The organism is Rhodococcus sp. 114MFTsu3.1, assembly GCF_000383555.1.
Lineage (GTDB): Bacteria > Actinomycetota > Actinomycetes > Mycobacteriales > Mycobacteriaceae > Rhodococcoides > Rhodococcoides fascians_E.
On record NZ_KB911548.1, the window covers coordinates 177,534 to 200,637 of the forward strand.

The following is a 23,104-nucleotide window of genomic DNA, read 5'->3' on the forward strand; positions in this document are numbered from 1 at the left end:
CAGAAGCTACTTCTTGACGGGCGGTGCGTTCAGCAGGGTGATGAACGGTCCCGCATTGCTGGCGAGTGCGGACAGACCGCCGATGGCCGTTCCGGCGAGCGATGCCGTGGAACCGAGCAGCAGTGCGCCGCCGATGCAGCCCGCGAGTGGTCCTGCGCCGAAGAGCAGAGCTGCGGGTGCGGACACGACGCCGACCGCGACTGCGCCGAGCACGCAGCCACCGACGAGTCCCGTTGCTGCACCCAGGAATCCGCCGACGGATGCCGACAGGCTCAGGTTGTCCTTGACGCCTGCGACTGCAGCGGGAAGGTCGACCTGCTGCAGGCCGGGAATCTGCGTCGACACCGGCGTCGCGGCCGCGGGCGACACGTCGGCGGTGAGCACTGCGTGGTTGCCGTCGATCTCCGCGGCAACGGGGTGCGCGAGCCCCTCGAACGCGATGGACAGCGGAACCGAATCGACGAGGGCTCCGCCTGCGTCGCGGACGACCAGATGATTGTTCTCGTTGCTCAGTGTGCCTGCGGAGGTGTCGACGAGCACCTGGTCACCCTGTGCGGTGACGTTCCACCCCACGGGCGCGGGAGCGGGCGCCGGGTCCGCGTAGGACGTCCCCATTGCGGTCGTCATTGCGGCGATGACCAATGCCGACGTTGCTGCGAATCTACCGATCTTCATGTTCCCCGTCTTCCGGTGTCTGCTTCACACACCCCTTCTGGGTGCGGCGCAAAGCTACGGCGCGGAGCGAGTCCGGATACTGGACGACAGAGAGACGGGGCACGTCCATAGCGTTAACAGTGAATCAGTTCTACCCCAAAGGGACAGAACGGATTTCGTAGATTCAAGATCCGGTAATCGCCATCCTATTTCTTGCCGAACAAGCCCGGCCCGTTGGACCCACCGTGACCGACGGCAAAGTCGTACGCCGACTCCGCGTGCTCGTGTTCGTCCAACCCGTCGGCTTCGTGTTGGGCGTCCGCACGCACACCCATGACGGCTTTGATTCCGAGTGCGATCAGGGCGGTCACGACGCCGGTGTAGGCCATCACGGCGACGACCGCAACGAACTGAACCCACAGCTGATGCAGTCCGCCGCCGTAGAACAGGCCGTCGACGCCCGCCGGCATGTCGGCGCTCGCCAGCAATCCGATCATCAGGGTGCCGACGATTCCGCCGACGAGGTGCACACCGACGACGTCCAGCGAATCGTCGTAACCGAAGCGGTACTTCAGGCCGATGGCCAGCGCACACAATGCTCCTGCTGCGATACCGATGCCCGCGGCACCGATCGGCGTCACCGCCGTACAGGACGGCGTGATCGCCACGAGTCCCGCGACGACCCCCGAGGCAGCGCCGAAGGAGGTGGCCTTGCCGTCGCGGATCTTCTCGACGACGAGCCACGCCGCCATCGACATCGCGCCTGCCCCGAGGGTGTTCACCAACGCGACGGCGGCAACACCGTCAGCTGCCAGCGCCGAGCCTGCGTTGAAGCCGAACCACCCGAACCACAGCAACCCCGCACCGAGCATGACGGCGGGAAGATTGTGTGGGCGCATCGCTTCTCGCGGCCATCCCCGACGGTTGCCGACGACGAGCGCGAGAACCAGACCCGCCATTCCCGCGTTGATCTCGACGGCGGTGCCACCCGCGAAGTCGATCGCTCCCAGGGCATTCGAGATCCACCCGCCGGTCTCGGCGACCAGTCCGTCGAGAGAGAACACCCAGTGCGCCACCGGGAAGTACACGAGCGTCGCCCACAGTCCTGCGAACAGAACCCATGGCACGAACCGCATTCTGTCCGCGACGGCGCCGGAGATGAGCGCGACCGTGACCATTGCGAACCCCGCCTGGAACGCCGCGAACACCAAGCCGGGGACGGTCCCGACGAGCGGAATCGACACGGCGTCACCGGAATACGTTCCGCCCAGCAGGTCACCGAGCCCGACGAACTGTAGCGGATTACCGATCCAGCCGCCCAGCACACCGTCACCGAACACCATTCCGAACCCGAACAACAACCACAGCAACCACACGACGGCGATGGCCGACAGGCTCATCATCATCATGTTCAGCACACTCTTGGCGCGCACCATGCCGCCGTAGAAGAACGCAAGCCCCGGCGTCATCAGCAGCACCATCGCGGTGCAGACGAGCAGCCAGGCAGTGTCACCCGTGTCGGGTGCGCCGAGTGTCACCGGCCCCTCAACGACCCTGGAACTTCGGCTTGCGCTTCTCGGTGCGCGCGCGCCGCGCTTCCTTCAAGTCCTCGCTCGTCCACGCGGCACCGAACGCGTCCCACTGTTCCCGCGTCGGCTCGTCGTGCGTGCCGTCGTCGTTGAAGACGAGTTTGAGGTGCTTCAGCGCCAGCGGCGCGAGTTCGGTGATCGCCGACGCCCACTCCATCGCCACCGCGAGGTCGCCGCGCTTGTTCGCGAGACCGCTGGTGTAGGCGCGGTCGGCGTCGAGCCGCTCGCCGCCCATCAGGATCGTCCGGGCGACGCTGCCACCGGCGAGGGACGCCAGCCGCTTGATCGTCCAGTTGTTGACGGCGATGCCGAGCCTCGTCGACGGGATCTCGAAGAACGCACCGTCCGCCACCACGCGCAGATCACTCGCGATCGCGAGCTGCGTTCCCGCACCCACGGCCGGTCCGTTGATCGCCGCGATGACAGGAACAGGTGCACCATCGACCGCCCTGAGCAGCGATTCGAGAGCCTCGGGGAACTCCTTGGCGAAGTCGTCGCCGTCCAGGTCCGCACCCGCGCAGAAGCTGGTTCCCTGGCCGGTGACGACGATGACGCGGGCATCGTCGGCGACGGCCTTCTCGATCCCCTCCCGCAGTGCCACGCACAGCTGGGTGTTCAAAGCGTTGCGGCGCTCGGGGCGCTGGAGCTCGAGGGTGACGACATCTCCGTCACGAGTCTGTCCGATCATGAGATCAGACGTTACCCATCGGTAGATGTGAGCGACTACTGCGGGCTGATGTACTGGTGAACGTGATCGAAACAGATGTCGCCGTCATCGGGGCCGGCCAGGCAGGCCTGTCCGCGGGCTACCACCTCCGCCGAGCCGGGCTGGTGGCCGGCGAAGGATTCGTCATGCTCGACAGGTCTCCCGCCGCCGGAGGCGCGTGGCAGTACCGGTGGCCGTCGCTGACCCTCAGCACCGTCAACCGAGTCCACGACCTGCCGGGCATGGAGTTCGCCGAGGTGCTGACCGACCAGAACCCGGACGGAGTGATCGCCGCCGAGGCCGTCCCGCGCTACTACGACGTCTACGAGAAGAAGTTCGACCTGCAGGTTCGACGACCGATCACCGTCACCGTGGTCTGCGACCGCGAACCCCGTTTCCGAGTCGAGTCGGAGGACATCGTGCTCTCGGCTCGCGGGCTGATCAACGCAACCGGAACCTGGGAAAAACCGTTCGTCCCGAGGTACCCCGGCGCCGAGACGTTCACCGGACGCCAACTCCACACCAAGGACTACCGCACAGCCGACGAGTTCGCCGGCAAGCACGTCGTGATCGTCGGCGGCGGCATCTCCGCTGTCCAACTGCTCGACGAGATCTCCCTCGTCACCTCCACGACCTGGGTGACACGGCGCGAACCCGAGTTCCGCAACAACGACTTCGGACCCGACGCCGGACGCGCCGCCGTCGCCATGGTCGAAGAACGCGTCCGCGCCGGGCTGCCACCGGGATCCGTCGTCTCCGTCACCGGGCTGCTGCTGACCGACCGACTGAAGGCAGCACGCGACCGAGGCGCCCTGCACCGGCTACCGATGTTCAGCACCATCGAACCGGGCGGAGTGCGCTGGGCCGACGGTTCCTTCCTCGACGCCGACGTCATCCTCTGGGCCACCGGATTCCGCAGTGCACTCGACCACCTCGCACCCCTGCGGCTCCGGGGCCACGGCGGCGGCATAGTCATGGACGGACGCCTCGCCACCCGCGTCGCCTCCGACCACCGCGTCCACCTCCTCGGCTACGGTCCCTCCGCCAGCACCATCGGCGCCAACCGCGCCGGCCGAGCCGCAGTGACCGAACTCCTCGACACCCTCGGCAGCAGATAGCTCGCCGAGTTCGCACTTGTGCAGGTGATTCTGCCGATTCGATCTGAACAAGTGCGAACTCGAGATCGGTAGTGAAGTTCCGGATCCGGTTCTTACCCGAAACCGTCGGTTACACGTAGAAAATTCAAGCAAATCGCCCACTTCTGCACTGAGTGTCGGATAGGTTTCTTTGCATGCCCTCCATCTTGGGCGTCCTGCCGCGGAACGTACCGCCTCGGTGCGTGAACGTTCCGCGCTCGCACAGGTTTTCACCGCACACGAACAAGGAAGTTCGCACATGGGAAAGCTCGACGGGAAAGTTGCATTCATCACCGGAGCCGCACGCGGCCAAGGCAGAAGCCACGCGCTGAAACTGGCCCAGGAAGGTGCCGACATCATCGCGATCGACATCTGCGAGCAGGTCGGCTCCGTCGGGTATCCGCTCGCCACCGAGGAGGACCTCGCCGAGACGGTCCGCCAGGTCGAAGCTCTGGATCGACGGATCGTCGCCTCCAAAGCCGATGTCCGTGACACCGACCAGGTCACCAAGGCCGTCGACGACGGCGTCGCCGAACTCGGTCGCCTCGACATCGTTCTCGCGAATGCAGGCATCGCCACGTTCGCACCGCTCGAGGACCTGACGGACGACGTCTGGGACGAGATGATCGCGATCAACCTCACCGGCGTGTTCAAGACCGTCCGCGCCGCCGTGCCGCACCTCAAGGCCGGCGGGAACGGGGGCGCGATCGTGTTGACCAGCTCCACCGCCGGGATCAAGGGCCTGGCCAACCTGGCGCACTACGTCGCTGCCAAACACGGGGTAGTCGGGCTGGTCAAGACATTCGCAAACGAACTGGCACCCTTCGACATTCGCGTGAACTCGGTACACCCCACCTCGGTGAACACGGACATGATCCACAACTCGGAGACGTACAACCTCTTCCTGCCGGACACCCCGAATCCCACGAAGGAAGATGCAGGCGCCGCGTTCAAGACACTCAACGCACTTCCGATCGAGTGGGTCGAACCCGTCGACATCTCCAATGCCATCGCCTTCCTGGTGTCCAACGACGCTCGCTACATCACCGGAGTCCAGTTGCCCGTCGACGCCGGGTCGGTGATCAAATGACCGGAACACTCGAAGGCAAGGTCGCCTTCATCACCGGAGCTGCCCGCAACCAAGGCCGCAGCCACGCACTCCGGCTCGCCGAGGAAGGCGCGGACATCATCGCCGTCGACATCTGCGGGCCCGTCGACACCATCGAAATGTACCCTGCCGCAACGCGTGCCGAACTGGATGACACCGTGAAGCAGGTGGAGGCACTCGATCGTCGCATCGTCGCCACCCAGGTGGACGTCCGCGACTCGGCGGGCCTGAAGGAGGCCGTCGACGACGGGGTTGCCGAGCTCGGACGCCTCGACATCGCCCTCGGCAACGCCGGCGTCTTCGAGATTTCACCCGCGCTCGACATCACCGACGACGCCTGGCGCACCATGATCGACGTCAACCTCACCGGTGTGTGGAACACGTGCAAGGCGGCGCTCCCCCACATCGTCGCCGGCGGACGCGGTGGATCGATCGTCCTGACCAGCTCGACGGCAGGTCTGAAGGGCACCCCGAACACCGTGCACTACACCGCAACCAAACACGGCGTCGTCGGCATCATGCGAACGCTGGCGAACGAGTTCGGCCAGCACAGTATCCGCGTCAACACCGTTCATCCCACCGGTGTGGACACCGTGATGATTCAGAACCCGAAGACGTGGGGTCTGTTCGCGCCCGACGACCCGAACCCGAGCCGCGAGAAGGCCGAGCCGATCTTCGCGACCACCAACACACTGCCCATCCCGTGGGTCGAACCGATCGACATCTCCAATGCCATCGCCTTCCTGGTTTCGGATGCCGCCCGATACATCACGGGGGCAACCATTCCCGTCGATGCGGGATACACGATCAAATGACGCTGCTGACGTCGATCACCGATGTGCGCCGCCGGATCGCGGCGCACATCGTCGGGCGGGATCGTGAACTCGACCTGCTGCTGGCTGCCGTGGCCGCCGGGCGAGATCTGCTGATCGAGGGTCCGCCCGGCACCAGCAAATCCACACTGCTCGGTGCGATCACGGCGGACTGGGGCATCCCGCTGCTGTTCGTCGAAGGCAACGCCGACCTGACGCCGGCTCGAATCGTCGGGCATCACAATCCATCTCGGGTACTCCGGGAGGATTACAGTGAGGACAACTTCGTACCGGGCCCGCTGGTCGAGGCCATGCGCACCGGCGGTTTCCTGTACGTCGAGGAATTCAATCGTGCGCCCGAGGACACGCTCAACACTCTGCTGACGGCCATGGCCGAACGCAGAATCACCATCCCCCGCGTCGGAACGGTGTCCGCTCTGCCGTCGTTCCGCGTGGTGGCGTCGATGAACCCGTACGACAACGTCGGCACCACTCGACTCTCCACCAGCGTGCACGACCGGTTGTGCCGCTTGGCCATCGGATACCAGGACGCCGAGGCCGAGCGCGGAATCGTAGCCCTGAGAACCGAATCCGACTCTCTCAGACTGATCGCCGACGCCGTCGCCATCACCCGGGCGACTCGTGAACACGAGGACATCACCCAGGGCAGCAGCGTCCGAGGAGCGATCGATCTGACGCTCGTGGCCTGGCAACTGGCGTCGTTGCGCGAGGTGACGGTCCCCGACGTCACCGACATCGAACCCCCGCGCGACTTACCCGACGACTACCGACAGGTGATGCTCGACGCCGTCTACGTCGCCCTGTCCGGGCGTATCCACGTCGACGATACCGCCGACGCCACGCCGGAAACGATCCTGTACCGGATATGGGAAGACCACTTCCTGCTTCAGCCGGCTGCCGCCGCTCCGGGTTGAAGAGCAGTACCGGCGGATTCACCCGTCCGTCGACCGAGTTCGAAAACCTCGGCACTGACGCCGTTGCGCCGCAAACCGAAACAGCTCACCGAATCACCGTCCCTGTATCGCCCGGGCGCCGGTGGAGTCGTTCTCGTCGCCGACGGCCGCGGTCGGCCTGGACACGCTGCCGGTGAGAACAATCCGTCGGCACCCGGTTTCACCGACGAGTCCGCCGAGATCATCTCGCTGTTCGAGGCAAGCGAGAACACCACCATCGATGCCGCGACGCGGGCCAGAGCCCGAAAGATCGCTGCACGCCTGGCAGTTCGCCGCCCCCGACGCGACGTCCGCGCTCGCCGTGGAATCGGCGAACTGACGTCGCTGCGATACCGCGACGGCTCCGACGAACTCGACATGGACCGGACGATCGACGTGCTCGCAGCCAACCCGTATCCCGAGGACGACGACATCGTCGTACGCGAGCGGCTGCACACCAAGAGGTCGATCGTTCTCGTCGTCGACATCTCGGGATCGATGAAGGGGGAACGGGTACGTACCGCGGCGGCGACGGTGGGTGCGGTGGCGGGTGAGCTGAACGCGGACGATCTGGCTGTCGTCGCATTCTGGTCCGACGCCGCCGTGCTCGCCCGGTTCGGCGATCCGACGACCCCGCTCGGGATTCTCGACACCGTGCTGAGCATCCCGGCTCGTGGACTGACGAACGTGCAGTTCGCGCTCGAGACTGCGGCGGGACTTCTGCGTACGGTCTCGTCGCCCGACAAGCGTGTGCTGCTGCTCTCGGACTGCGTACACAACGCCGGACCCGACCCCCGCTACGTCGCCGCATCGATTCCCCGGCTCGACGTCCTGCTCGACGCCTCCGGTGAACACGACGTCGATCTGGGACGTGATCTCGCGCGCCTCGGTCACGGCCGCATTCGAACAGTGCGCACCTACCGCGACGTCGGACCTGCCCTGACGGCGTTCTTCGACGGCTGACCCCGCGTACCGCCGGACTCATCGAACCGCCCGATACCGCGCCTCCATGGTTGCCACGGCCTCCAGGACCGCACGATCACACTGTTCCGCACTCGGCGACCAGTCCACGAGCAGCAACTTCGGCCAGAACACGAAGTTCGAGATCATTCCGAGAAACTGGGTAGCTGCGAGCTCGGCGTCCTCGACGACGAACCGTCCGGACTCGTTCGTGGTGTCGAACCACGCTCTGACCGAATCGAAGTACGGCATCTTTCCGAGGTCGAACTGCGTGCGTCCGAGCTCCGGAAATCGCGGCACCTCCGCTATGACGATCCTGAACAGGGCCACCATTTCGGGTCGACCGAGAAGTTCGACGTATCGGCGTCCGAGCCCGACCAGATCGACGTCACTGGGCAGGTCTTCGCTGCCTCCCGGTGTCCACGATTCGCGCACGATTGCTTCGAACAACGTCGCCTTGGTCGGAAACTGTTTGAACAAGGTGGCTTTCGAAACGCCGGAAGCGTCCGCGATTTTCGCCAGCGAAGTCCGATCGTAGCCGGATTTCAGGAACAGGTCGGTGGCCGCTCGAACGATGGCAGCTCGCTTTTCCTCGGCGATTCCGCGGTGATAATCCGACGGTCGTGTTGGCATCTCTGCATTCTGCACGAGGTGAGGTGAGTCGCTTGACTCACCTCACCTCTCTGATCTACGTTCGCATGGTGAGTCAATCGACTCACCACTTCGAGCAGGAGGCATTCATGGGTGAATTCGACGGCATCACAGTGTTGATCACAGGAGGAGCAGGCGGACAGGGACAGAGCCACGCGCGGGCGTATCACGCAGCCGGTGCGAACGTGGTGGCGGCAGGACGGTCGGACGCCGTCGACGACGTGGCCGAGGAACTCGGTGAGCGGGCCGTCGCCGTTCGCTTGGACGTCACTCGCCCACAGGAGTGGGCGTCGGCAATCGACGTCGCGGAGTCCCGGTTCGGACCTGTGTCGATTCTTGTCAACAACGCGGGTATCCAGAACCCGGCGGCAACCATCGAGGACACCGACCCCGCCGCATGGAACCGAATCCTCGACGTGAACCTCACCGGTCAATTTCTGGGGATCAAGGCGGTGACACCCTCGATGAGACGTGGGGGCGGCGGAGTCATCGTCAACATCGCATCGACGATGGCGCACGGAGGAACTGCGATGTACGCACCGTACGTCGCCGGCAAGTGGGCTCTCTTGGGTTTGACGAAATCTGCGGCCCTCGAGTTGGGGCGAGACAACATCAGAGTCAATTCGGTCAGTCCTGGCGTGATCGAAACCCCGTTCGTCACGCATCCCACCGCACCGGGAGAGCGACCCATAACGGACTTCTATTCGCCTGAGCCCTTTGCGATTCCGCGACTCGGACGTCCCGAGGACATCACCGAGGCACTCCTGTATCTCACCTCACCGAGGGCGTCGTTCGCCACCGGCTCCGACCTCGCCGTCGACGGCGGCATGCTGCTCGGCCCCGCGTTGCGCTAGCTCTTCTCGCCCAGCTCGTCCACCACGTACTTGGCCAGCGAACCCAACCTCGCTCGGTCGGGCATACGCGTCGGAACACCCAGAGCGTCGAGCGGCGCCGAGGTGACCGGACCGACGCAGATGGCGGCGACGGGACCCGAAAGGGCAGTGAGGAATTCGTCGAGCATGCCGTTGTCCTTGGCTGTCGACAACATCGAGGCCACCGCAGGCGCGCTGGTGAAGGTGACGGCGTCGACCTCGTGGTTCAAGATCGTGGCCAGCAGATCGATCAACGGCTGCTGATCCACAGGCCGGATCCAGCGGTAGACACCGATGGCGCGAACGGAGGCGCCGAGTTGTTCGAGCGATTCGCTCAGATGAATCGTCGGCTCCCATTCGGTGATGGTGCCGTGAAGCTGCACTGCGACATCCACGCCCGCGATCCCCTCGGACTCGAGGTGATCGGCTACTTCCTGCGACGCCTCGGTGGCCGGGGACCAGACTTCGCGGAGTCCGGCGCCGCGAATCGCGCCGCGCGCCTTGGGTCCTCGCGCAATGATGCGGGAATTCCCCAGAGCGCTCAGCAGCGCATCACGGGAATCCCAGGTCTCCGCGGCGTCGAGCCAACCGCGGAAACCGATACCGGTACTGATCACGACCAGCTCCGGCGGATGCGCGATGATGCCTTCGGTCTTCTCCCGCAGATTGGAATCGTCGACGAGGGGAAGTACGTGAATCGCGGGAACGTGCACGGTACGGGCGCCCCGGCGCTCGAGAAGAGTCGCGAACTCGTCGGCCCGACGCTCGGCCGTCAGCGCGATCGTTTTCCCCGTCAGCGGTGCCATGCCGCTCAGCATAAGCGCCGAGGGCCGGCCCACCTACACACGCGCGGACGCAGACCCTGGGGTCTGCGTCCGCGCGTGAGTGAAGAGAAATCAGGACGAGAACTTGTCCGGATCCGGGCCGGTACGGCCGTCAGCAGAGTCGAGTGCGTTGATCTGCTGGATCTCGTCGTTCGACAGCTCGAAGCCGAACACGTCGAAGTTGCTCGCGATGCGCTCGGGAGTGACCGACTTGGGGATCACGACGTTGCCGAGCTGGATGTGCCAACGCAGAATGACCTGCGCCGGGGTGACGCTGTGAGCGTCGGCGATCGGCTTCAGGGCGGGCTCCTCGAGAACCGTGCCGGAGCCGAGCGGGCTCCAGGCCTCGGTCGCGATGCCGTGCTTGGTGTGGAAAGCCCGCAGTTCCTCCTGGATGAGGCGCGGGTGAAGCTCGATCTGGTTGATCGACGGCGTCTCGCCCACGGCGTCGGCCAGCTTCTCCAGCGTCGGGATCGTGAAGTTCGAGACGCCGATGGACCCGACACGTCCGTCGGCCTTCAGCTTCTGGAACGCCTTGAACGTGTCGATGTACTTGTCGCGGTCCAGCTGCTGCCAGTGAATGAGGTACAGGTCGAGGTACTCGAGGCCGAGGCGCTCCAGACTGGCGTCGAAGGCCTTCAGCGTGGAGTCGTAACCCTGGTCGTCGTTCCACAACTTGGTGGTGACGAACAGCTCGTCGCGGGCGATGCCGGACTCCGCGATCGCCTTACCGGTACCGGTCTCGTTCTCGTAGACCTTGGCGGTGTCGATGCTGCGGTAACCGACCTTCAGAGCCTCGGCTACCGCGTCGTGCGCGCCGTCGTCCGGGACCTGCCACACGCCGAAGCCGAGCTGCGGAATCGCATGTCCGTCGTTGAGGGTGATCGTCGGGACAGTGCTTGTCTGCGGTGAAAACGTCATACGAATGCCAACGGTCGGCGGTGCGAGTCTGTTCCCTGGCAGGGAATACTGATCGGGTGACTGCCACGCTCCGTATCGACGACCTCGCTGCTTTTCACGGTGACCGCACGCTGTTCTCCGGCCTCGACCTCACCGTGACCGAAAGCGATGTCATCGGCCTCGTCGGAGCCAACGGTGCAGGTAAATCGACGTTGCTCACGCTTCTGGCCGGCGTCGGAACCGCCGATTCCGAGGGGGAGATCTACACGAGCCCGCCCGACGCCACCGTCGGATATCTCGCGCAGGAACCCGAACGTATCGCCGATGAAACCATCGTGGAGTTCGTCGGACGACGAACCGGCGTCACGGCCGCTGAGCAGGCGATGAACGATGCAGCCGAAGCCCTCGGCGACGACGACGGTGAGGATCGTTACACTCCCGCGTTGGAGCGATGGCTTGCCCTCGGCGGCGCCGATCTCGCCGAGCGAACGGCGAAGGTGCTCGCCGACCTCGGTCTCGACGTAGACGGAAGCGCGCTCATGACGTCGCTGTCCGGTGGCCAGGCTGCCCGGGCAGGGCTCGCCGCCATTCTGCTGGCCAGGTACGACATTCTGCTGCTCGACGAGCCGACCAACGACCTCGACCTGGCCGGCCTCGAGCAGTTGGAACGGTTCGTGGTCGAAACGCGAGCGGCGATCGTCGTCGTCAGCCACGACCGTGAGTTCCTGGCCAGGACGGTCACCGGCATCGTCGAGTTGGATCGCGCGCAACACCGCATCGACGTGTACGACGGGGGTTACGAGTCCTACCTCGCCGAGCGAGAGATCGCCCGTCAGCACGCGCGGGAGAAGTACGACGAATTCGCCGACACCAAGGCCTCGCTCGAATCTCGTGCGCAGATGCAGCGCAACTGGATGGAATCCGGTGTCCGCAATGCACGCCGCAAGGCGACCGACAACGACAAGATCAGCCGCAAGACTCGGGCGGAGTCCACCGAGAAGCAGGCCGCGAAAGCCCGTCAGACGCAGCGGCGCATCGAACGGCTCGAGGTGGTCGAAGAGCCCCGCAAGGAGTGGGAGCTGCGCATGGAGATCGCAGCTGCACCCCGAAGCGGGACCGTCGTGTCGGTGCTGAGCGGTGCTGTCGTCCGTCGGACAGGTTTCACGTTCGGACCCGTCACCACGCAGATCGAATTCGGTGACAGAGTCTTGATCACGGGCGAGAACGGCTCGGGCAAGACCACATTGCTGTCCGTTCTGCTCGGAAAACTCGTTCCCGACGACGGGACGGCGTCCCTGGGTTCCGGCGTCGCGATCGGCGAAATCGATCAGGCTCGTGGGCTGTTCACCGGGACAGCGACCGTATCGGACTCGCTGAGCGCAGCAGTCCCCGACTGGCCCGACGCCGATGTGCGGACCCTCCTGGCGAAATTCGGCCTACGCGGCGACGATCCCCTCCGGCCTGCAGGCTCCCTGTCCCCCGGTGAACGCACCCGCGCGGCCTTGGCCCTGCTGCAGGCGCGCGGCGTCAACCTTCTGGTGCTCGACGAGCCGACGAACCACTTGGACCTTCCGGCCATCGAGCAGTTGGAACGGGCGATGGAGAACTTCGAGGGCACGCTCCTGCTGGTCACCCACGACCGCCGCATGCTGGGCACCGTCCGGGCGACCCGTCGGTGGACCATGACGTCGGGGCAACTCACCGAGGCCTGACGTTATCCATGGTTGACAGATCGTTGGGTTTATACAACACTTTGTTCCATGAGCCCCGTCAAGCGTGGGAACACGCTCCCGATCTTCAACCGGGTGGGAGTTCTGCGGGCCGAACGAAAGATGAGCCGCGCGCAACTCGCCGAACTCATCGAAGTCAACCCGCAGACAGTGGGCGCCCTCGAGCGGGGCGACCACTATCCGAGCCTCGACCTGGCACTGCGCATCTGTGAAGTATTCGACCTTCCCGTCGAAGCAGTGTTCTCACGCAAGGAACTCGGTCCACTCTCCGCCGAACTGTTCAGAAGGGAGAACGACAAGTGACCACCCCCGACTCGAACATTCTGACGCGCTACCAGGACTACCGCACACGCAGGTTTCTCGAGAACGACGCGAAGACTCGGCACATGCTGCCGAAGTGGCGAACCCAGAAGCGCCGTCGAATCCTTGCGTTTGCAGTAATTTCCACCCTCGTCGCGCTTCTCGCCATCGCTGTTGCATCGCTGTTCTGGAAGTGGGCACCCATCCTGTGGGTCGCCGGCACCGTCGCCTTCCTCGTGCTGTGGACGATGCTGCAAACCGCCTCCGGCCGCCACAGCGATGCACCCGTGGGCGCACTCGACGAATGGGAAGTACAGCAGCGCAACGAGGCTCGGTCGATCGGCTTGACCGTCACCCAGGGCCTCGTCATGGTCTCGGTGTTCACGCTGATCATCCTCGCCACCGGATACGAGAACGAGCGACTTGCCTACGCAGGCGCGTTGTGGACTCTCGTCAGCCTCATGGCCGGAATCTGCTCCCCGGCAATGATTCTCGCCTGGATCACTCCCGACCCCGACCCGGAAGACCTCTGAGAAACGAGAAGAAAGGGCACCATGAGCACCCTTACGATCGACAACATCTCCAAGAGATACGGCGACAAGATCGCCCTCGACTCCCTGAAGTTCGACGTACACCCCGGTGAACTCTTCGGCTTCGTCGGCAGCAACGGCGCAGGCAAGACCACCACCATGCGCATCACCCTCGGCGTACTGTCCGCCGACTCCGGGCAGGTCCTGCTCGGCGGCAAACCCGTCGACCTCGATGTCCGCCGCACCATCGGCTACATGCCGGAGGAACGCGGCCTCTATCCCAAGATGAAGGTCGGCCCGCAGCTCGCGTATCTGGCCGAACTGCACGGCCTTTCACCGTCGGACGCCAAGTCGGCCGTAGGCACGTGGACCGAACGACTCGGTATCTCGGAACGACTGAACGACACCGTCGACGCACTCAGCCTGGGCAACCAGCAGCGCGTTCAGCTCGCCGCGGCACTCGTGCACGACCCCGCGGTTCTGGTACTGGACGAGCCGTTCTCCGGTCTCGACCCGGTTGCCGTCGACGTCATGAGCGACGTACTCCGCGAGAAAGCGTCGTCCGGAGTCCCGGTGATCTTCTCCAGCCACCAGTTGGATCTCGTGCAACGACTGTGCGACCGAGTCGGCATCATCGCCGCCGGATCCATGAAAGCCGTCGGCACCGTCGACGAACTCCGCGGATCAGGTGATGCGCAACTCGAAGTACACGCACCGAACGCCCAGCCCGGCTGGGCCGACGGCATCGAAGGCGCCCGTGCCGTCAGTCACAGCGCCGGCCGGACGCTCCTCTCGATCGCACCGGGAACCGACGACCAGGCCATCCTTCGTGCCGCCCTCGCCACCGGACCCGTACACGAATTCTCCTTCCACAAACCGTCGTTGAGCGACCTGTTCCGAGAGGCAGTGGCATGAGCACCCAAGTATCTTCGAGCCGGGCAATCGGCCTGATCGCCAAGCGCGAGTTCACCGTTCAGGTGATGAAGAAAAGCTTCGTCATCTCCAACGTCATCATTCTCGCCGTCATCATCGGCGGCATCATCGCGTACTCCATCTTCGCGGGCGGAGACGACGAAGACCGCGACGTCGTCGGCATCGTCGGCGACCAACAGATCGCGGCCGTCATCACCGCCACCGGAGACGCCGTCGGCAGCCCCGTCGACATCCGCGAGATCGCCGACGCCGACGCAGCTCGATCGGACGTCGAATCCGGCGACGTCGCAGTAGCTCTCGTACCGGCGGGATCCGGCGCCTACACCGCGATCACCGATTCCGAGCTCACCGGAGCACTGCGAGCCGTCGTCGAAGGCAGTGTCCAATCGCAGGCCACCGACGCCGCGCTGGCGCAGCAAGGCGTCGACCGGGACGCCGTCGCAACCGCCGTCGCGAACGCAACGGTCACGGTCGAAGCTATCGACCCGCCGGATCCCGAAGCAGGACAACGAGTTGCGCTGTCTCTGGCTGCCGTGTTCATCCTGTACGCCCAGATCATCGGCTTCGGAATGTACGTTGCCATGGGCGTCGTCGAAGAGAAGTCCTCGCGCGTCGTCGAACTGCTGCTCTCCACCGTCAGGCCGCTTCAGTTGCTGTGGGGCAAGATCCTCGGCATCGGAGCCGTCGGAATCCTGCAACTCGCCCTCTACGGTGCGGCAGGTGTGGGCGCCGGACTTGCAACGGGCACACTCACCATCACCGGAACCGCGATCAGCGTCTTCGCCGGCACCCTCGGCTGGTTCGTGCTCGGCTTCGCCTTCTTCGCGGTCCTGTACGCAGCCGGTGGATCGATGGTCTCCAGGCAAGAAGACGTCAATTCGACGACGATGCCGCTCCTGTTGCTGATCATGGCAATGTTCTTCGCGGCGTTCTACTCGGTCGGCGACCCGGAGAGCACACTCAGCAACGTTCTCAGCTGGATTCCGCCGTTCTCCGCCGTCATGATGCCGCTCCGTATCGCAGCAGGCGTCGCGCCGGTCTACCAGATCATCGGAACCGCCCTCATCATGGCGGCCACCACCGCGGCACTCGCCGTCGTCGCCGCCAAGATCTACCAGCGGTCCATTCTGCGCATCGGCAAGACCGTCACGTGGAAGGAAGCATTCGCCCGTTAGGATCCGGGAGTGGAGCCTGCAGGAACGACCCGATTAGGCTCTGATTCATGACAACACGGACGTCCGCCGCCGAGATACTCGATGCAGTTCTCGACGGCGGATCGTTCGTGTCGTGGGATCGTGCGCCGATCGACGTCTCCCCCGGCCCGAAGTATGCCGCCGACTTGGCGAAAGCCCGAGACAAGAGCGGCGTCGACGAGTCCGTTCTCACCGGACAGGGACTGGTCGACGGCAGGCCGGTGGCCATCATTGCGTGCGAGTTCGCTTTCCTGGCCGGGTCGATCGGCGTGGCGGCCGCCGAACGAATCGCCACTGCCATCGAGCGCGCCACCGCGGAGAACCTCCCGCTGATCGCGTCGCCCACGTCGGGTGGGACTCGCATGCAGGAGGGCACCCTCGCGTTCGTACAGATGGTGAAGATCGCGGGTGCGGTGACCTTGCACAAACAAGCCGGCCTGCCGTACCTGGTGTATCTCCGCAATCCGACGACCGGGGGCGTCTTCGCATCCTGGGGATCACTCGCTCACGTCACGTTCGCCGAGCCCGGTGCGCTCATCGGATTTCTCGGCCCGCGCGTCTATCAAGCTTTGTACGACAAGCCCTTTCCCGAAGGCGTACAGACCGCCGAGAACCTCTACCACCATGGCGTCATCGACGGTGTGGTTCCCGTGGACAGCCTCCGACACCTCATGGTCCGCGCGCTCCGCGTCGTCAGCCACGACGGCGAGACAGCCCACCACCTCGACCCGGCTCCCACCGTCGGCGACATCCCTGATCGTTCCGCGTGGCATTCCGTGGAATCCTCACGTCGCCCCGATCGGCCGGGCGTGCGGGAACTCCTCGAACATGCAGCCAGCGAACAGGTTCCGCTCAGCGGCACCGGCCAAGGCGAGTCGGACACGACGATCCTGTTGTCGTTGTGCAAATTCCGAGGAATCTCCTGTGTGGTCTTCGGCAACGACCGAAGCAGCCACAGCATCACCGCGACGATGGGACCAGGCGCGCTGCGTCAGGCTCGGCGTGGAATGAAACTGGCCGAGGAGCTCCGCATTCCTCTGGTCCTCGTCATCGACACGTTCGGCGCAGCACTGTCCAAGGAAGCGGAAGAAGGCGGGATCGCACCCGAGATCGCCCGATGCATCAGCGATCTCGTGACCGTCGACACCCCGACGGTGTCGGTTCTCCTCGGCCAGGGAACAGGCGGCGGCGCCCTCGCCCTGCTGCCCGCCGACCGCACCTTGTGCGCACAGAACGCCTGGCTCGCACCGCTTCCTCCGGAAGGCGCCAGCGCCATCGTTCACCGCGACACAGCACATGCGTCGGACATGGCCGAGGCACAGGGCATTCGGTCCGTGGACCTGCTCCGCGACGGCATCGTCGACGCCATCGTCCCCGAACATCCCGATGCAGCAGAGGAACCCGTCGATTTCTCGATCCGCATCGCCGGAGCCATCGCACGAGAACTGCGCAACATCAGCTCCGACGACGACCGCGTGTCCTCACGCCTCGCCCGGTACCGACGCCTGGGCCTCGGGAATCAAGGCCAGTAGGTCACCGGCCCGCACATCCGACGGAAGCTCCACCTTGGCGTCGCCCATCGCGAAGAACTGCCGACCCACCACCGAATGACGGTTCGCGATATCGGCGACCTCCACGCACCCGAGCACGGCATCGACACGCACGATCCCGGCAATCACCGACCTCACCCGCGTCACCACCACACAACCCAACCGCGCCGGCGTGCCCTCGCAATCAGCAAAATCGTCGACGAACACCCCGTCGACCATCAATCGCCCATCACGAAAACCCGTGCCTGACGGCCACAACTCCGAATCGAATCGTGGTCGGCCTGCATTACGAAGAGACGGCAGCATCTCGAAAAGAGTCACATCAGCGAGTCTCCATCCGCCCCCACCGCGTCGCCAGGATCTTGACGGAATCATTATGGCCACGGGGTCGACGTCTACGCGGCCTTGCCACCGACGCCGTCCGCTGCAACGGATTGCCCGATACTCCGCGAGTCGGCAGGATTCCGTCGTATCGAGAAGTATCGGGCAATTCATGCCGCCACCGATTACGCGTGGGATGTCCGGTCGGCGTCGATCGACCGACGGCGACGCTTCACCACCGACACGATCTCCTCCACCACGGCATCCAGGTCCGACATGACGGTGGCCACGGAGTATCGCAGCACCAGCCACCCGTCGAGGACCAGCGCGTTCTGGCGTCGGCGATCGCTCGTGAACACCGCACCTGTGCTGTGGAACTCGCGCCCGTCGATCTCGACGATGACGCGCGCACGAAAGTCGACGAGGTCTCCGTAGTACGGTCCGACTCTCGCGTTGATGTCCATGAACAGATTGCGTGCGGTCAATGCGCGCGCCACCACGCGCTCCGCTTCCGAGAACGTGCCGGGGCAGCACCGTCGGAGTTGTGTGCGTAAGGCCTGCATTCCGTCCATCCCCTTGGCGGTATCGCAGAACGCCGCCAGCCGGCGCGCAGGAATGTGCGTGCCGACGGCGTCGTCGAAGAACTTCTCGAGTTCGGCCGTCGGCATCGTTGCCGCGAGGTCGACGAACGCCTGCTCGATCGACACGACGTGCAGCCCCCGTAGTTTTTGCACGTCAGGAAGTGCACGTCGGCGTAGCACGACCCAATCGGGTGACCGGACCTGCGCGTTGGGTGCGACGGTCGCCTCGACCGAGCGCGGTTCCGCCTCTACCAGGCCCCACAGCCAACCCGCGGTCGAATGGCTGAACACCGCGTCCGGTTTCCACAGAGCGACGGCGCGACACAGGTCCATGTAGCCCGGTTTCTCCGTCGCGTACACGCCCGGCAGCAGCCGAGTGAGCCGGCCGCTTCGGCTCCGACGGGAGATGGTGCTGACGCTGAGTCCCTGCGCGATCAGCTGCGCTTTCGTGGTGAGTACCCCCATGCGCGCATGATGGCGCATACCTCCGACAGATCCGATGCGATGGATTGCCCGATACTGTGCAATTACTCGGGATCCCGCCGATTCGAAAAGTATCGGGCAATTCGTGGCACTAGGCTCGGGCCATGAGCGGCGAGTATCGAGAAGCATTCGACAGAGCCAGGTCCGATCGTGAGGGTTTCTGGCTGGACGCGGCCGAGGGGATCGATTGGGTCAGTGCTCCGACGACGGCGTTCGATGGCCGCTGGTTCCCCGACGGAGTGCTCAATACGTGTGTCAATGCGCTCGATCGGCATGTGGATGCGGGCGACGGGGACCGTACCGCGCTGATCTACGACTCGGCGATGACCGGTACGCAGCGCCGGTACACCTATGCCGAGCTGCTGAACGAGGTGGCGCTGTTCGCGGGAGTTCTCGTGCGCAACGGTGTGGGGAAGGGTGACCGCGTCATTCTGTACCTGCCCATGATTCCCGAGGCAGCCGTGGCGATGCTGGCGTGTGCGCGAATCGGTGCGGTGCATTCGGTGGTGTTCGGCGGATTCGCGGCGAAGGAGCTCGCGGCGCGGATCGACGACGCCGAACCGGTGCTGGTGGTGACGGCGAGTGGCGGTTTCGAGCCGGGACGGGTCGTGGAGTACCTCCCGATCGTCGAGAAGGCGCTCGCTCTGTCCTCGTCGCCGACGGTGATCGTCAAGAGCCGCGACGGGATTCCGAGCGATCACGGATGGCTGGACTGGGATGCCGAGATGGCCGAAGCGTCACCGGCGCAACCAGTTCCGGTGAAGGCTACGGATCCGCTCTACATCCTCTACACCTCGGGGACCACCGGAAAACCCAAAGGCGTCGTACGCGACAACGGTGGCCATGCCGTCGCACTGCGATGGTCGATGCACAACATCTACGACGTCGGTCCGGGTCAGGTCATGTGGACGGCGTCCGACGTCGGCTGGGTCGTCGGGCATTCCTACATCGTCTACGGCCCACTGCTGGCAGGTGCGACAACAATTCTCTACGAAGGCAAACCCGTCGGCACTCCCGACGCCGGGGCCTTCTGGCGGGTCATCGAAAGTCACGGTGTGCGAGCATTGTTCACCGCCCCGACGGCGTTACGCGCCATTCGCAAGGTGGATCCGCACGCCGAGAAACTGAAGAAGTACGACGTCTCGAGCTTGGAGACACTGTTCGTCGCGGGCGAGCGACTGGATCCCGATACCTACGAGTGGATCAGCCGAACCCTGGACCGGCCCGTCGTCGACCACTGGTGGCAGACCGAGACCGGCTGGGCTATCGCGGCGAATCTCCGCGGGCTGGAGCCGCTTCCGATCAAATCCGGTTCGCCGACCGTCGCGGTACCGGGTTTCGAGGTGACGATCGTGGACGCTGCCGGCGCCGAAGTAGACGCCGGTACCGAGGGCAACATCGTCGTGAAGCTCCCGCTGCCTCCCGGCACCCTGGTGGGATTGTGGAACGACGAGGACCGCTTCCAGCGCTCGTACCTCGACACGTTCCCCGGCTACTACCTGACCGGCGATTCCGGTTACATCGACGCCGACGGGTACGTGTACGTCCTCGGTCGCAGCGACGACGTCATCAACGTTGCGGGACATCGATTGTCGACAGGATCGATGGAAGCCGTCGTCGCGAGCCACCCCGCAGTGGCCGAATGCGCGGTGATCGGAATTCACGACGACCTCAAGGGCCAGCGGCCGAGCGGGTACGTGGTCCTCAAGGCGGGCGAAACCATCGAGGAGGATCGGTTGCGCACGGAACTGGTCGCGATGGTGCGTGACCAGATCGGCGCACTCGCGACATTCCGGGACGTGACGATCGTCGGTGCGCTTCCCAAGACGAGGTCCGGGAAAATCCTGCGCAAGACCATGCGGCAGATCGTTGCAGGTGAGGAGTACGGGGTGCCGTCGACAATCGAGGATCCAGCGGTTCTGGATGCGCTGGAGAAGCTACTCCGTAGGTGAGGGCAGGAAAACGAGCAAGGTTGTCCGAAATCCGCGCGCCCCAGGCGGTCCGCTCGTCGTAATCTCATGCCATGACCGATGTCGCAGTGACGAAGAAGACGGATTGGCTTGCGCTCGGAGCGGTGACGGTCACCGTGGTGTCCTGGGCGTCGGCGTTCGTCGCGATTCGGGGAGTCGGTACGTCGTTCGGAGCGGGTCCGCTGGCGCTCGGCAGGTTGCTGATCGGCACGGGCGCGCTCGGGCTGATTCTCCTGGCGAAACGCACCTGGGTCAGACCTACCCGCACTCAGTGGATCCAGATCCTCAGCGTCGGGGTGTTCTGGTTCGCGATCTACAACGTGGCCCTCAACGCCGCCGAACAACGCGTCGATGCAGGCACCACGTCGATGATCATTCAGATCGGCCCGATTCTCGTTGCCCTGTTCGCCGGACTCCTCCTCGGCGAGGGCTTTCCGCGGTGGCTCGTGATCGGCGCGGCCATCGCGTTCTGCGGGGCCGTGCTCGTGGGTGTCGTCACTGCCGTGACCACCACCGGCACCGTCAGAACCGACGCGGATGCCCTCGGCATCGCACTGTGCCTCGTCTCCGCGGTGACCTACGCAGTCGGTGTGCTCTGCCAGAAACCGGTGCTGCGCAGTGTGCCCGGCCTCCAGGTCACGTGGATGGCCTGCGCGATCGGCGCCCTGTGCACTCTCCCGTTCGCCCCGGCCCTGCTCGACGACTTGGCCGACGCATCCGCCCAGGCAACCGGAGGCCTGCTCTACCTCGGCCTCGTTCCGACAGCGCTAGCGTTCTCCACGTGGGCCTACGCGCTCACCCGAATGGATGCAGGCAGGCTCGGCATCACCACGTACGCCGTCCCACCCATCACCGTTGCGCTGAGCTGGGCCCTGCTGAACGAAGTTCCGCACATCCTCGCAGTGCTGGGCGGCGTCGTCTGCCTCGTCGGCGTCGGGCTCTCTCGCCGACGGTGAGCGTCACAGCGCCTTGAACCGGGCTATCGCGACCTCTCGCTCGTGCTTGTGGTCGACGATGGCGTCGGGGTAATCCTTGGGGCGTCCGAACTTCAAGGTGTGCACGGCCTTGCCTTCTTCCCCGCGCAGCTCGGGAACCCAGCGGCGTACGTAATCACCGGTGGGGTCGAACTTCTCGCCCTGGGTGATCGGGTTGAACACGCGGAAGTACGGGGACGCATCGGTTCCCGTGCCTGCCGTCCACTGCCAGCCGTGTTGGTTGCTGGCCAGATCGCCGTCGACCAATCGGTCCAGGAAGTATCGCGCTCCCCACCACCACGGCAGATGCAGATCCTTGACGAGGAACGACGCCACGATCATGCGGACCCGGTTGTGCATCCAGTTCTCGGAATTCAGCTGTCGCATACCAGCGTCGACGATGGGGAAGCCGGTCTTGCCGTCCTTCCACGCGTCGAACAGCTCCTGGGCGTGCTTGCTGGTGTCCAGCTCGATCTTGTCGAACTTCTTGTCGTAGTTCTCCCGCGCGCTGTCCGGGCGCTGAAACAGAATGTCCGCGTAGAAGTCTCGCCAGGCGATCTGGCGACGGTACGACGCGGACCCCTCGCTGCGCAGTTTTCCGAGGTCCGCCAGCATCGTCCGCGGATGGATGGTGCCGTACTTCAGGTGGACAGACATACGCGAGGTCGAGTCCAGGTCCGGCCGGTTGCGCTCGTCGTCGTAGTCCGAGACTCGCTCCAGAAACTCGGCCCAGGCGTCGGACGCAGCCTTCTCCCCTGCAGGCGCGTCGGACGCGTCCTTGTCGGTGGGGATCTTCACGCGTCGGGGAAGCCCCTTCACATCCGACGGGTCGAGCCACGACACGGTTTTCGCCGACGTGTCCGCCGGGCCTCGCCATCCGTGTTCCATCCACTGCCGGAAGTACGGCGTGAACACGCGGTAGGGCTCGCCGTCGTTCTTGGTGACGCGGCCGGGGGCGATGGCGTAGGGCGATCCCGTCGACACCAACGACACGTGTTCACCGACGCGCTCGTCCCTGGACCGCCCGTACGGCCCGTAATCCGCGCTGATGTGGACCTCCTCGGCGTCGACGGCCTTCGCGACCTTGGGTACCACGGTTTCCGGATCACCCTTCACGACCAGCAGTCGACCGTCCAACTGCTCGTCGAGTGCCTCGAGCGAACGGAAGAGAAAGTCCCGACGCGGCCCGCCCGACGCCTTCAGCAGCACGTCGTCGAGAACGAACAATCCGATCACGGGCCCGTCGGAATCGGCCGCAGCCGTCAGCGTCGGAAGATCACCGGTTCGCAGGTCACGTCGAAACCACACCACAGTCATGCGTGTATTCATACCCGCGGGACTGTTCGACAATCCATTTCTCACAGTTCTCCCACA

At 64.9% G+C, this 23,104-nt stretch carries 23 protein-coding genes; 14 read left to right on the top strand and 9 right to left on the bottom strand.

Features of this window, described 5'->3' with window-relative positions:
* Positions 1 to 6: 6 nt before the first annotated feature.
* From H292_RS0111110 to H292_RS0111120, 3 genes are all read right to left on the bottom strand, one after another.
* A complete protein-coding gene (locus tag H292_RS0111110) occupies positions 7 to 675 on the bottom strand; it encodes a hypothetical protein (protein ID WP_020111479.1) in 669 nt (222 codons plus the stop codon).
* A gap of 185 nt (positions 676 to 860) precedes the next feature.
* Complete coding sequence (locus H292_RS0111115) at positions 861 to 2,192, bottom strand: ammonium transporter (RefSeq protein ID WP_020111480.1); 1,332 nt, start codon at positions 2,190 to 2,192, stop codon at positions 861 to 863.
* A 7-nt stretch (positions 2,193 to 2,199) separates the two neighbouring features.
* The gene (locus H292_RS0111120; RefSeq protein WP_020111481.1) at positions 2,200 to 2,931 is read right to left on the bottom strand and encodes an enoyl-CoA hydratase; all 732 of its coding nucleotides are present in this window, start codon (positions 2,929 to 2,931) and stop codon (positions 2,200 to 2,202) included.
* A gap of 56 nt (positions 2,932 to 2,987) precedes the next feature.
* On the opposite strand from H292_RS0111120, the gene H292_RS0111125 reads away from it, so the two are divergent.
* The 5 genes from H292_RS0111125 (at position 2,988) to H292_RS0111145 (ending at position 7,921) form a co-directional block, all read left to right on the top strand.
* Positions 2,988 to 4,067, top strand: a complete 1,080-nt coding sequence (locus H292_RS0111125) for an NAD(P)-binding domain-containing protein (protein ID WP_020111482.1) — start codon at positions 2,988 to 2,990, stop codon at positions 4,065 to 4,067.
* Between the two features lie 277 nt (positions 4,068 to 4,344).
* Complete coding sequence (locus H292_RS0111130) at positions 4,345 to 5,175, top strand: mycofactocin-coupled SDR family oxidoreductase (RefSeq protein WP_020111483.1); 831 nt, start codon at positions 4,345 to 4,347, stop codon at positions 5,173 to 5,175.
* Positions 5,172 to 6,008 carry a mycofactocin-coupled SDR family oxidoreductase gene (locus H292_RS0111135; RefSeq protein ID WP_020111484.1) on the top strand — a complete coding sequence of 279 codons (837 nt, stop codon included), beginning with the start codon at positions 5,172 to 5,174 and terminating at the stop codon, positions 6,006 to 6,008. Before H292_RS0111130 ends, H292_RS0111135 begins: the two co-directional genes overlap by 4 nt.
* The gene (locus tag H292_RS0111140; protein WP_020111485.1) at positions 6,005 to 6,940 is read left to right on the top strand and encodes an AAA family ATPase; all 936 of its coding nucleotides are present in this window, start codon (positions 6,005 to 6,007) and stop codon (positions 6,938 to 6,940) included. The genes H292_RS0111135 and H292_RS0111140 overlap by 4 nt, the downstream gene beginning before the upstream one ends.
* A 63-nt stretch (positions 6,941 to 7,003) precedes the next feature.
* Positions 7,004 to 7,921: a vWA domain-containing protein gene (locus H292_RS0111145; protein WP_020111486.1), complete on the top strand. Its 918-nt coding sequence runs from the start codon at positions 7,004 to 7,006 to the stop codon at positions 7,919 to 7,921.
* An 18-nt stretch (positions 7,922 to 7,939) separates the two neighbouring features.
* Here H292_RS0111145 and H292_RS0111150 read toward each other — a convergent pair whose 3' ends face one another.
* On the bottom strand, positions 7,940 to 8,551 hold the full coding sequence (locus H292_RS0111150) for a TetR/AcrR family transcriptional regulator (RefSeq protein ID WP_020111487.1): 612 nt from the start codon (positions 8,549 to 8,551) through the stop codon (positions 7,940 to 7,942).
* A gap of 23 nt (positions 8,552 to 8,574) precedes the next feature.
* Between H292_RS0111150 and H292_RS0111155 the strand changes: the two genes are divergently transcribed.
* Complete coding sequence (locus tag H292_RS0111155) at positions 8,575 to 9,423, top strand: SDR family NAD(P)-dependent oxidoreductase (RefSeq protein WP_196806166.1); 849 nt, start codon at positions 8,575 to 8,577, stop codon at positions 9,421 to 9,423.
* Here H292_RS0111155 and H292_RS0111160 read toward each other — a convergent pair.
* Together H292_RS0111160 and H292_RS0111165 are read right to left on the bottom strand one after the other, a co-directional pair.
* On the bottom strand, positions 9,420 to 10,259 hold the full coding sequence (locus H292_RS0111160; RefSeq protein ID WP_019664399.1) for a uroporphyrinogen-III synthase: 840 nt from the start codon (positions 10,257 to 10,259) through the stop codon (positions 9,420 to 9,422). The two genes, H292_RS0111155 and H292_RS0111160, sit on opposite strands and share 4 nt — an antisense overlap.
* A 78-nt stretch (positions 10,260 to 10,337) precedes the next feature.
* Positions 10,338 to 11,186, bottom strand: coding sequence for an aldo/keto reductase (locus H292_RS0111165; RefSeq protein ID WP_019664398.1), 849 nt, complete (start codon positions 11,184 to 11,186; stop codon positions 10,338 to 10,340).
* Between the two features lie 56 nt (positions 11,187 to 11,242).
* Here H292_RS0111165 and H292_RS0111170 point away from each other — a divergent pair, with 56 nt between their 5' ends.
* Genes H292_RS0111170 through H292_RS0111195 form a run of 6 tightly spaced genes read left to right on the top strand, consistent with a single transcriptional unit; the run spans position 11,243 to position 17,383 of the window.
* Complete coding sequence (locus tag H292_RS0111170) at positions 11,243 to 12,877, top strand: ABC-F family ATP-binding cassette domain-containing protein (protein WP_020111489.1); 1,635 nt, start codon at positions 11,243 to 11,245, stop codon at positions 12,875 to 12,877.
* Between the two features lie 48 nt (positions 12,878 to 12,925).
* Positions 12,926 to 13,198, top strand: coding sequence for a helix-turn-helix transcriptional regulator (locus H292_RS0111175; RefSeq protein WP_019664396.1), 273 nt, complete (start codon positions 12,926 to 12,928; stop codon positions 13,196 to 13,198).
* Positions 13,195 to 13,728, top strand: a complete 534-nt coding sequence (locus H292_RS0111180; RefSeq protein ID WP_020111490.1) for a hypothetical protein — start codon at positions 13,195 to 13,197, stop codon at positions 13,726 to 13,728. The genes H292_RS0111175 and H292_RS0111180 overlap by 4 nt, the downstream gene beginning before the upstream one ends.
* A 21-nt stretch (positions 13,729 to 13,749) precedes the next feature.
* On the top strand, positions 13,750 to 14,640 hold the full coding sequence (locus H292_RS0111185) for an ABC transporter ATP-binding protein (protein WP_020111491.1): 891 nt from the start codon (positions 13,750 to 13,752) through the stop codon (positions 14,638 to 14,640).
* Positions 14,637 to 15,833, top strand: a complete 1,197-nt coding sequence (locus H292_RS0111190) for an ABC transporter permease (RefSeq protein ID WP_020111492.1) — start codon at positions 14,637 to 14,639, stop codon at positions 15,831 to 15,833. The genes H292_RS0111185 and H292_RS0111190 overlap by 4 nt, the downstream gene beginning before the upstream one ends.
* A 47-nt stretch (positions 15,834 to 15,880) precedes the next feature.
* Positions 15,881 to 17,383 (top strand): carboxyl transferase domain-containing protein, encoded by a 1,503-nt coding sequence (locus tag H292_RS0111195; RefSeq protein WP_020111493.1) that lies wholly within the window; start codon positions 15,881 to 15,883, stop codon positions 17,381 to 17,383.
* On the opposite strand, the gene H292_RS28125 is transcribed toward H292_RS0111195, so the two are convergent.
* Together H292_RS28125 and H292_RS0111205 are read right to left on the bottom strand one after the other, a co-directional pair.
* On the bottom strand, positions 17,333 to 17,722 hold the full coding sequence (locus H292_RS28125) for a hypothetical protein (protein WP_141216208.1): 390 nt from the start codon (positions 17,720 to 17,722) through the stop codon (positions 17,333 to 17,335). The two genes, H292_RS0111195 and H292_RS28125, sit on opposite strands and share 51 nt — an antisense overlap.
* 185 nt (positions 17,723 to 17,907) lie before the next feature.
* Positions 17,908 to 18,768: a DUF559 domain-containing protein gene (locus H292_RS0111205; RefSeq protein WP_020111495.1), complete on the bottom strand. Its 861-nt coding sequence runs from the start codon at positions 18,766 to 18,768 to the stop codon at positions 17,908 to 17,910.
* A gap of 122 nt (positions 18,769 to 18,890) precedes the next feature.
* On the opposite strand from H292_RS0111205, the gene H292_RS0111210 reads away from it, so the two are divergent.
* Both H292_RS0111210 and H292_RS0111215 read left to right on the top strand, forming a co-directional pair.
* Positions 18,891 to 20,738, top strand: coding sequence for a propionyl-CoA synthetase (locus H292_RS0111210; RefSeq protein ID WP_020111496.1), 1,848 nt, complete (start codon positions 18,891 to 18,893; stop codon positions 20,736 to 20,738).
* Positions 20,739 to 20,809: 71 nt separating this feature from the next.
* Positions 20,810 to 21,712: a DMT family transporter gene (locus tag H292_RS0111215; protein WP_020111497.1), complete on the top strand. Its 903-nt coding sequence runs from the start codon at positions 20,810 to 20,812 to the stop codon at positions 21,710 to 21,712.
* A gap of 3 nt (positions 21,713 to 21,715) precedes the next feature.
* Here the strand turns inward: H292_RS0111215 and H292_RS0111220 are convergent, their stop codons facing one another.
* Positions 21,716 to 23,047, bottom strand: a complete 1,332-nt coding sequence (locus H292_RS0111220; RefSeq protein WP_020111498.1) for a cryptochrome/photolyase family protein — start codon at positions 23,045 to 23,047, stop codon at positions 21,716 to 21,718.
* Positions 23,048 to 23,104: the final 57 nt, after the last annotated feature.

Bases quoted from the DNA above. Each gene is read 5' to 3' on its own strand.
- H292_RS0111110 (WP_020111479.1), bottom strand. From the start codon at position 675: ATGAAGATCGGTAGATTCGCAGCAACGTCGGCATTGGTCATCGCCGCA.
- H292_RS0111120 (WP_020111481.1), bottom strand. From the start codon at position 2,931: ATGATCGGACAGACTCGTGACGGAGATGTCGTCACCCTCGAGCTCCAG.
- H292_RS0111130 (WP_020111483.1), top strand. From the start codon at position 4,345: ATGGGAAAGCTCGACGGGAAAGTTGCATTCATCACCGGAGCCGCACGC.
- H292_RS0111135 (WP_020111484.1), top strand. From the start codon at position 5,172: ATGACCGGAACACTCGAAGGCAAGGTCGCCTTCATCACCGGAGCTGCC.
- H292_RS0111140 (WP_020111485.1), top strand. From the start codon at position 6,005: ATGACGCTGCTGACGTCGATCACCGATGTGCGCCGCCGGATCGCGGCG.
- H292_RS0111150 (WP_020111487.1), bottom strand. From the start codon at position 8,551: ATGCCAACACGACCGTCGGATTATCACCGCGGAATCGCCGAGGAAAAG.
- H292_RS0111160 (WP_019664399.1), bottom strand. From the start codon at position 10,259: ATGCTGAGCGGCATGGCACCGCTGACGGGGAAAACGATCGCGCTGACG.
- H292_RS0111165 (WP_019664398.1), bottom strand. From the start codon at position 11,186: ATGACGTTTTCACCGCAGACAAGCACTGTCCCGACGATCACCCTCAAC.
- H292_RS0111175 (WP_019664396.1), top strand. From the start codon at position 12,926: ATGAGCCCCGTCAAGCGTGGGAACACGCTCCCGATCTTCAACCGGGTG.
- H292_RS0111185 (WP_020111491.1), top strand. From the start codon at position 13,750: ATGAGCACCCTTACGATCGACAACATCTCCAAGAGATACGGCGACAAG.
- H292_RS0111190 (WP_020111492.1), top strand. From the start codon at position 14,637: ATGAGCACCCAAGTATCTTCGAGCCGGGCAATCGGCCTGATCGCCAAG.
- H292_RS0111195 (WP_020111493.1), top strand. From the start codon at position 15,881: ATGACAACACGGACGTCCGCCGCCGAGATACTCGATGCAGTTCTCGAC.
- H292_RS0111205 (WP_020111495.1), bottom strand. From the start codon at position 18,768: ATGGGGGTACTCACCACGAAAGCGCAGCTGATCGCGCAGGGACTCAGC.
- H292_RS0111210 (WP_020111496.1), top strand. From the start codon at position 18,891: ATGAGCGGCGAGTATCGAGAAGCATTCGACAGAGCCAGGTCCGATCGT.
- H292_RS0111215 (WP_020111497.1), top strand. From the start codon at position 20,810: ATGACCGATGTCGCAGTGACGAAGAAGACGGATTGGCTTGCGCTCGGA.
- H292_RS0111220 (WP_020111498.1), bottom strand. From the start codon at position 23,047: ATGACTGTGGTGTGGTTTCGACGTGACCTGCGAACCGGTGATCTTCCG.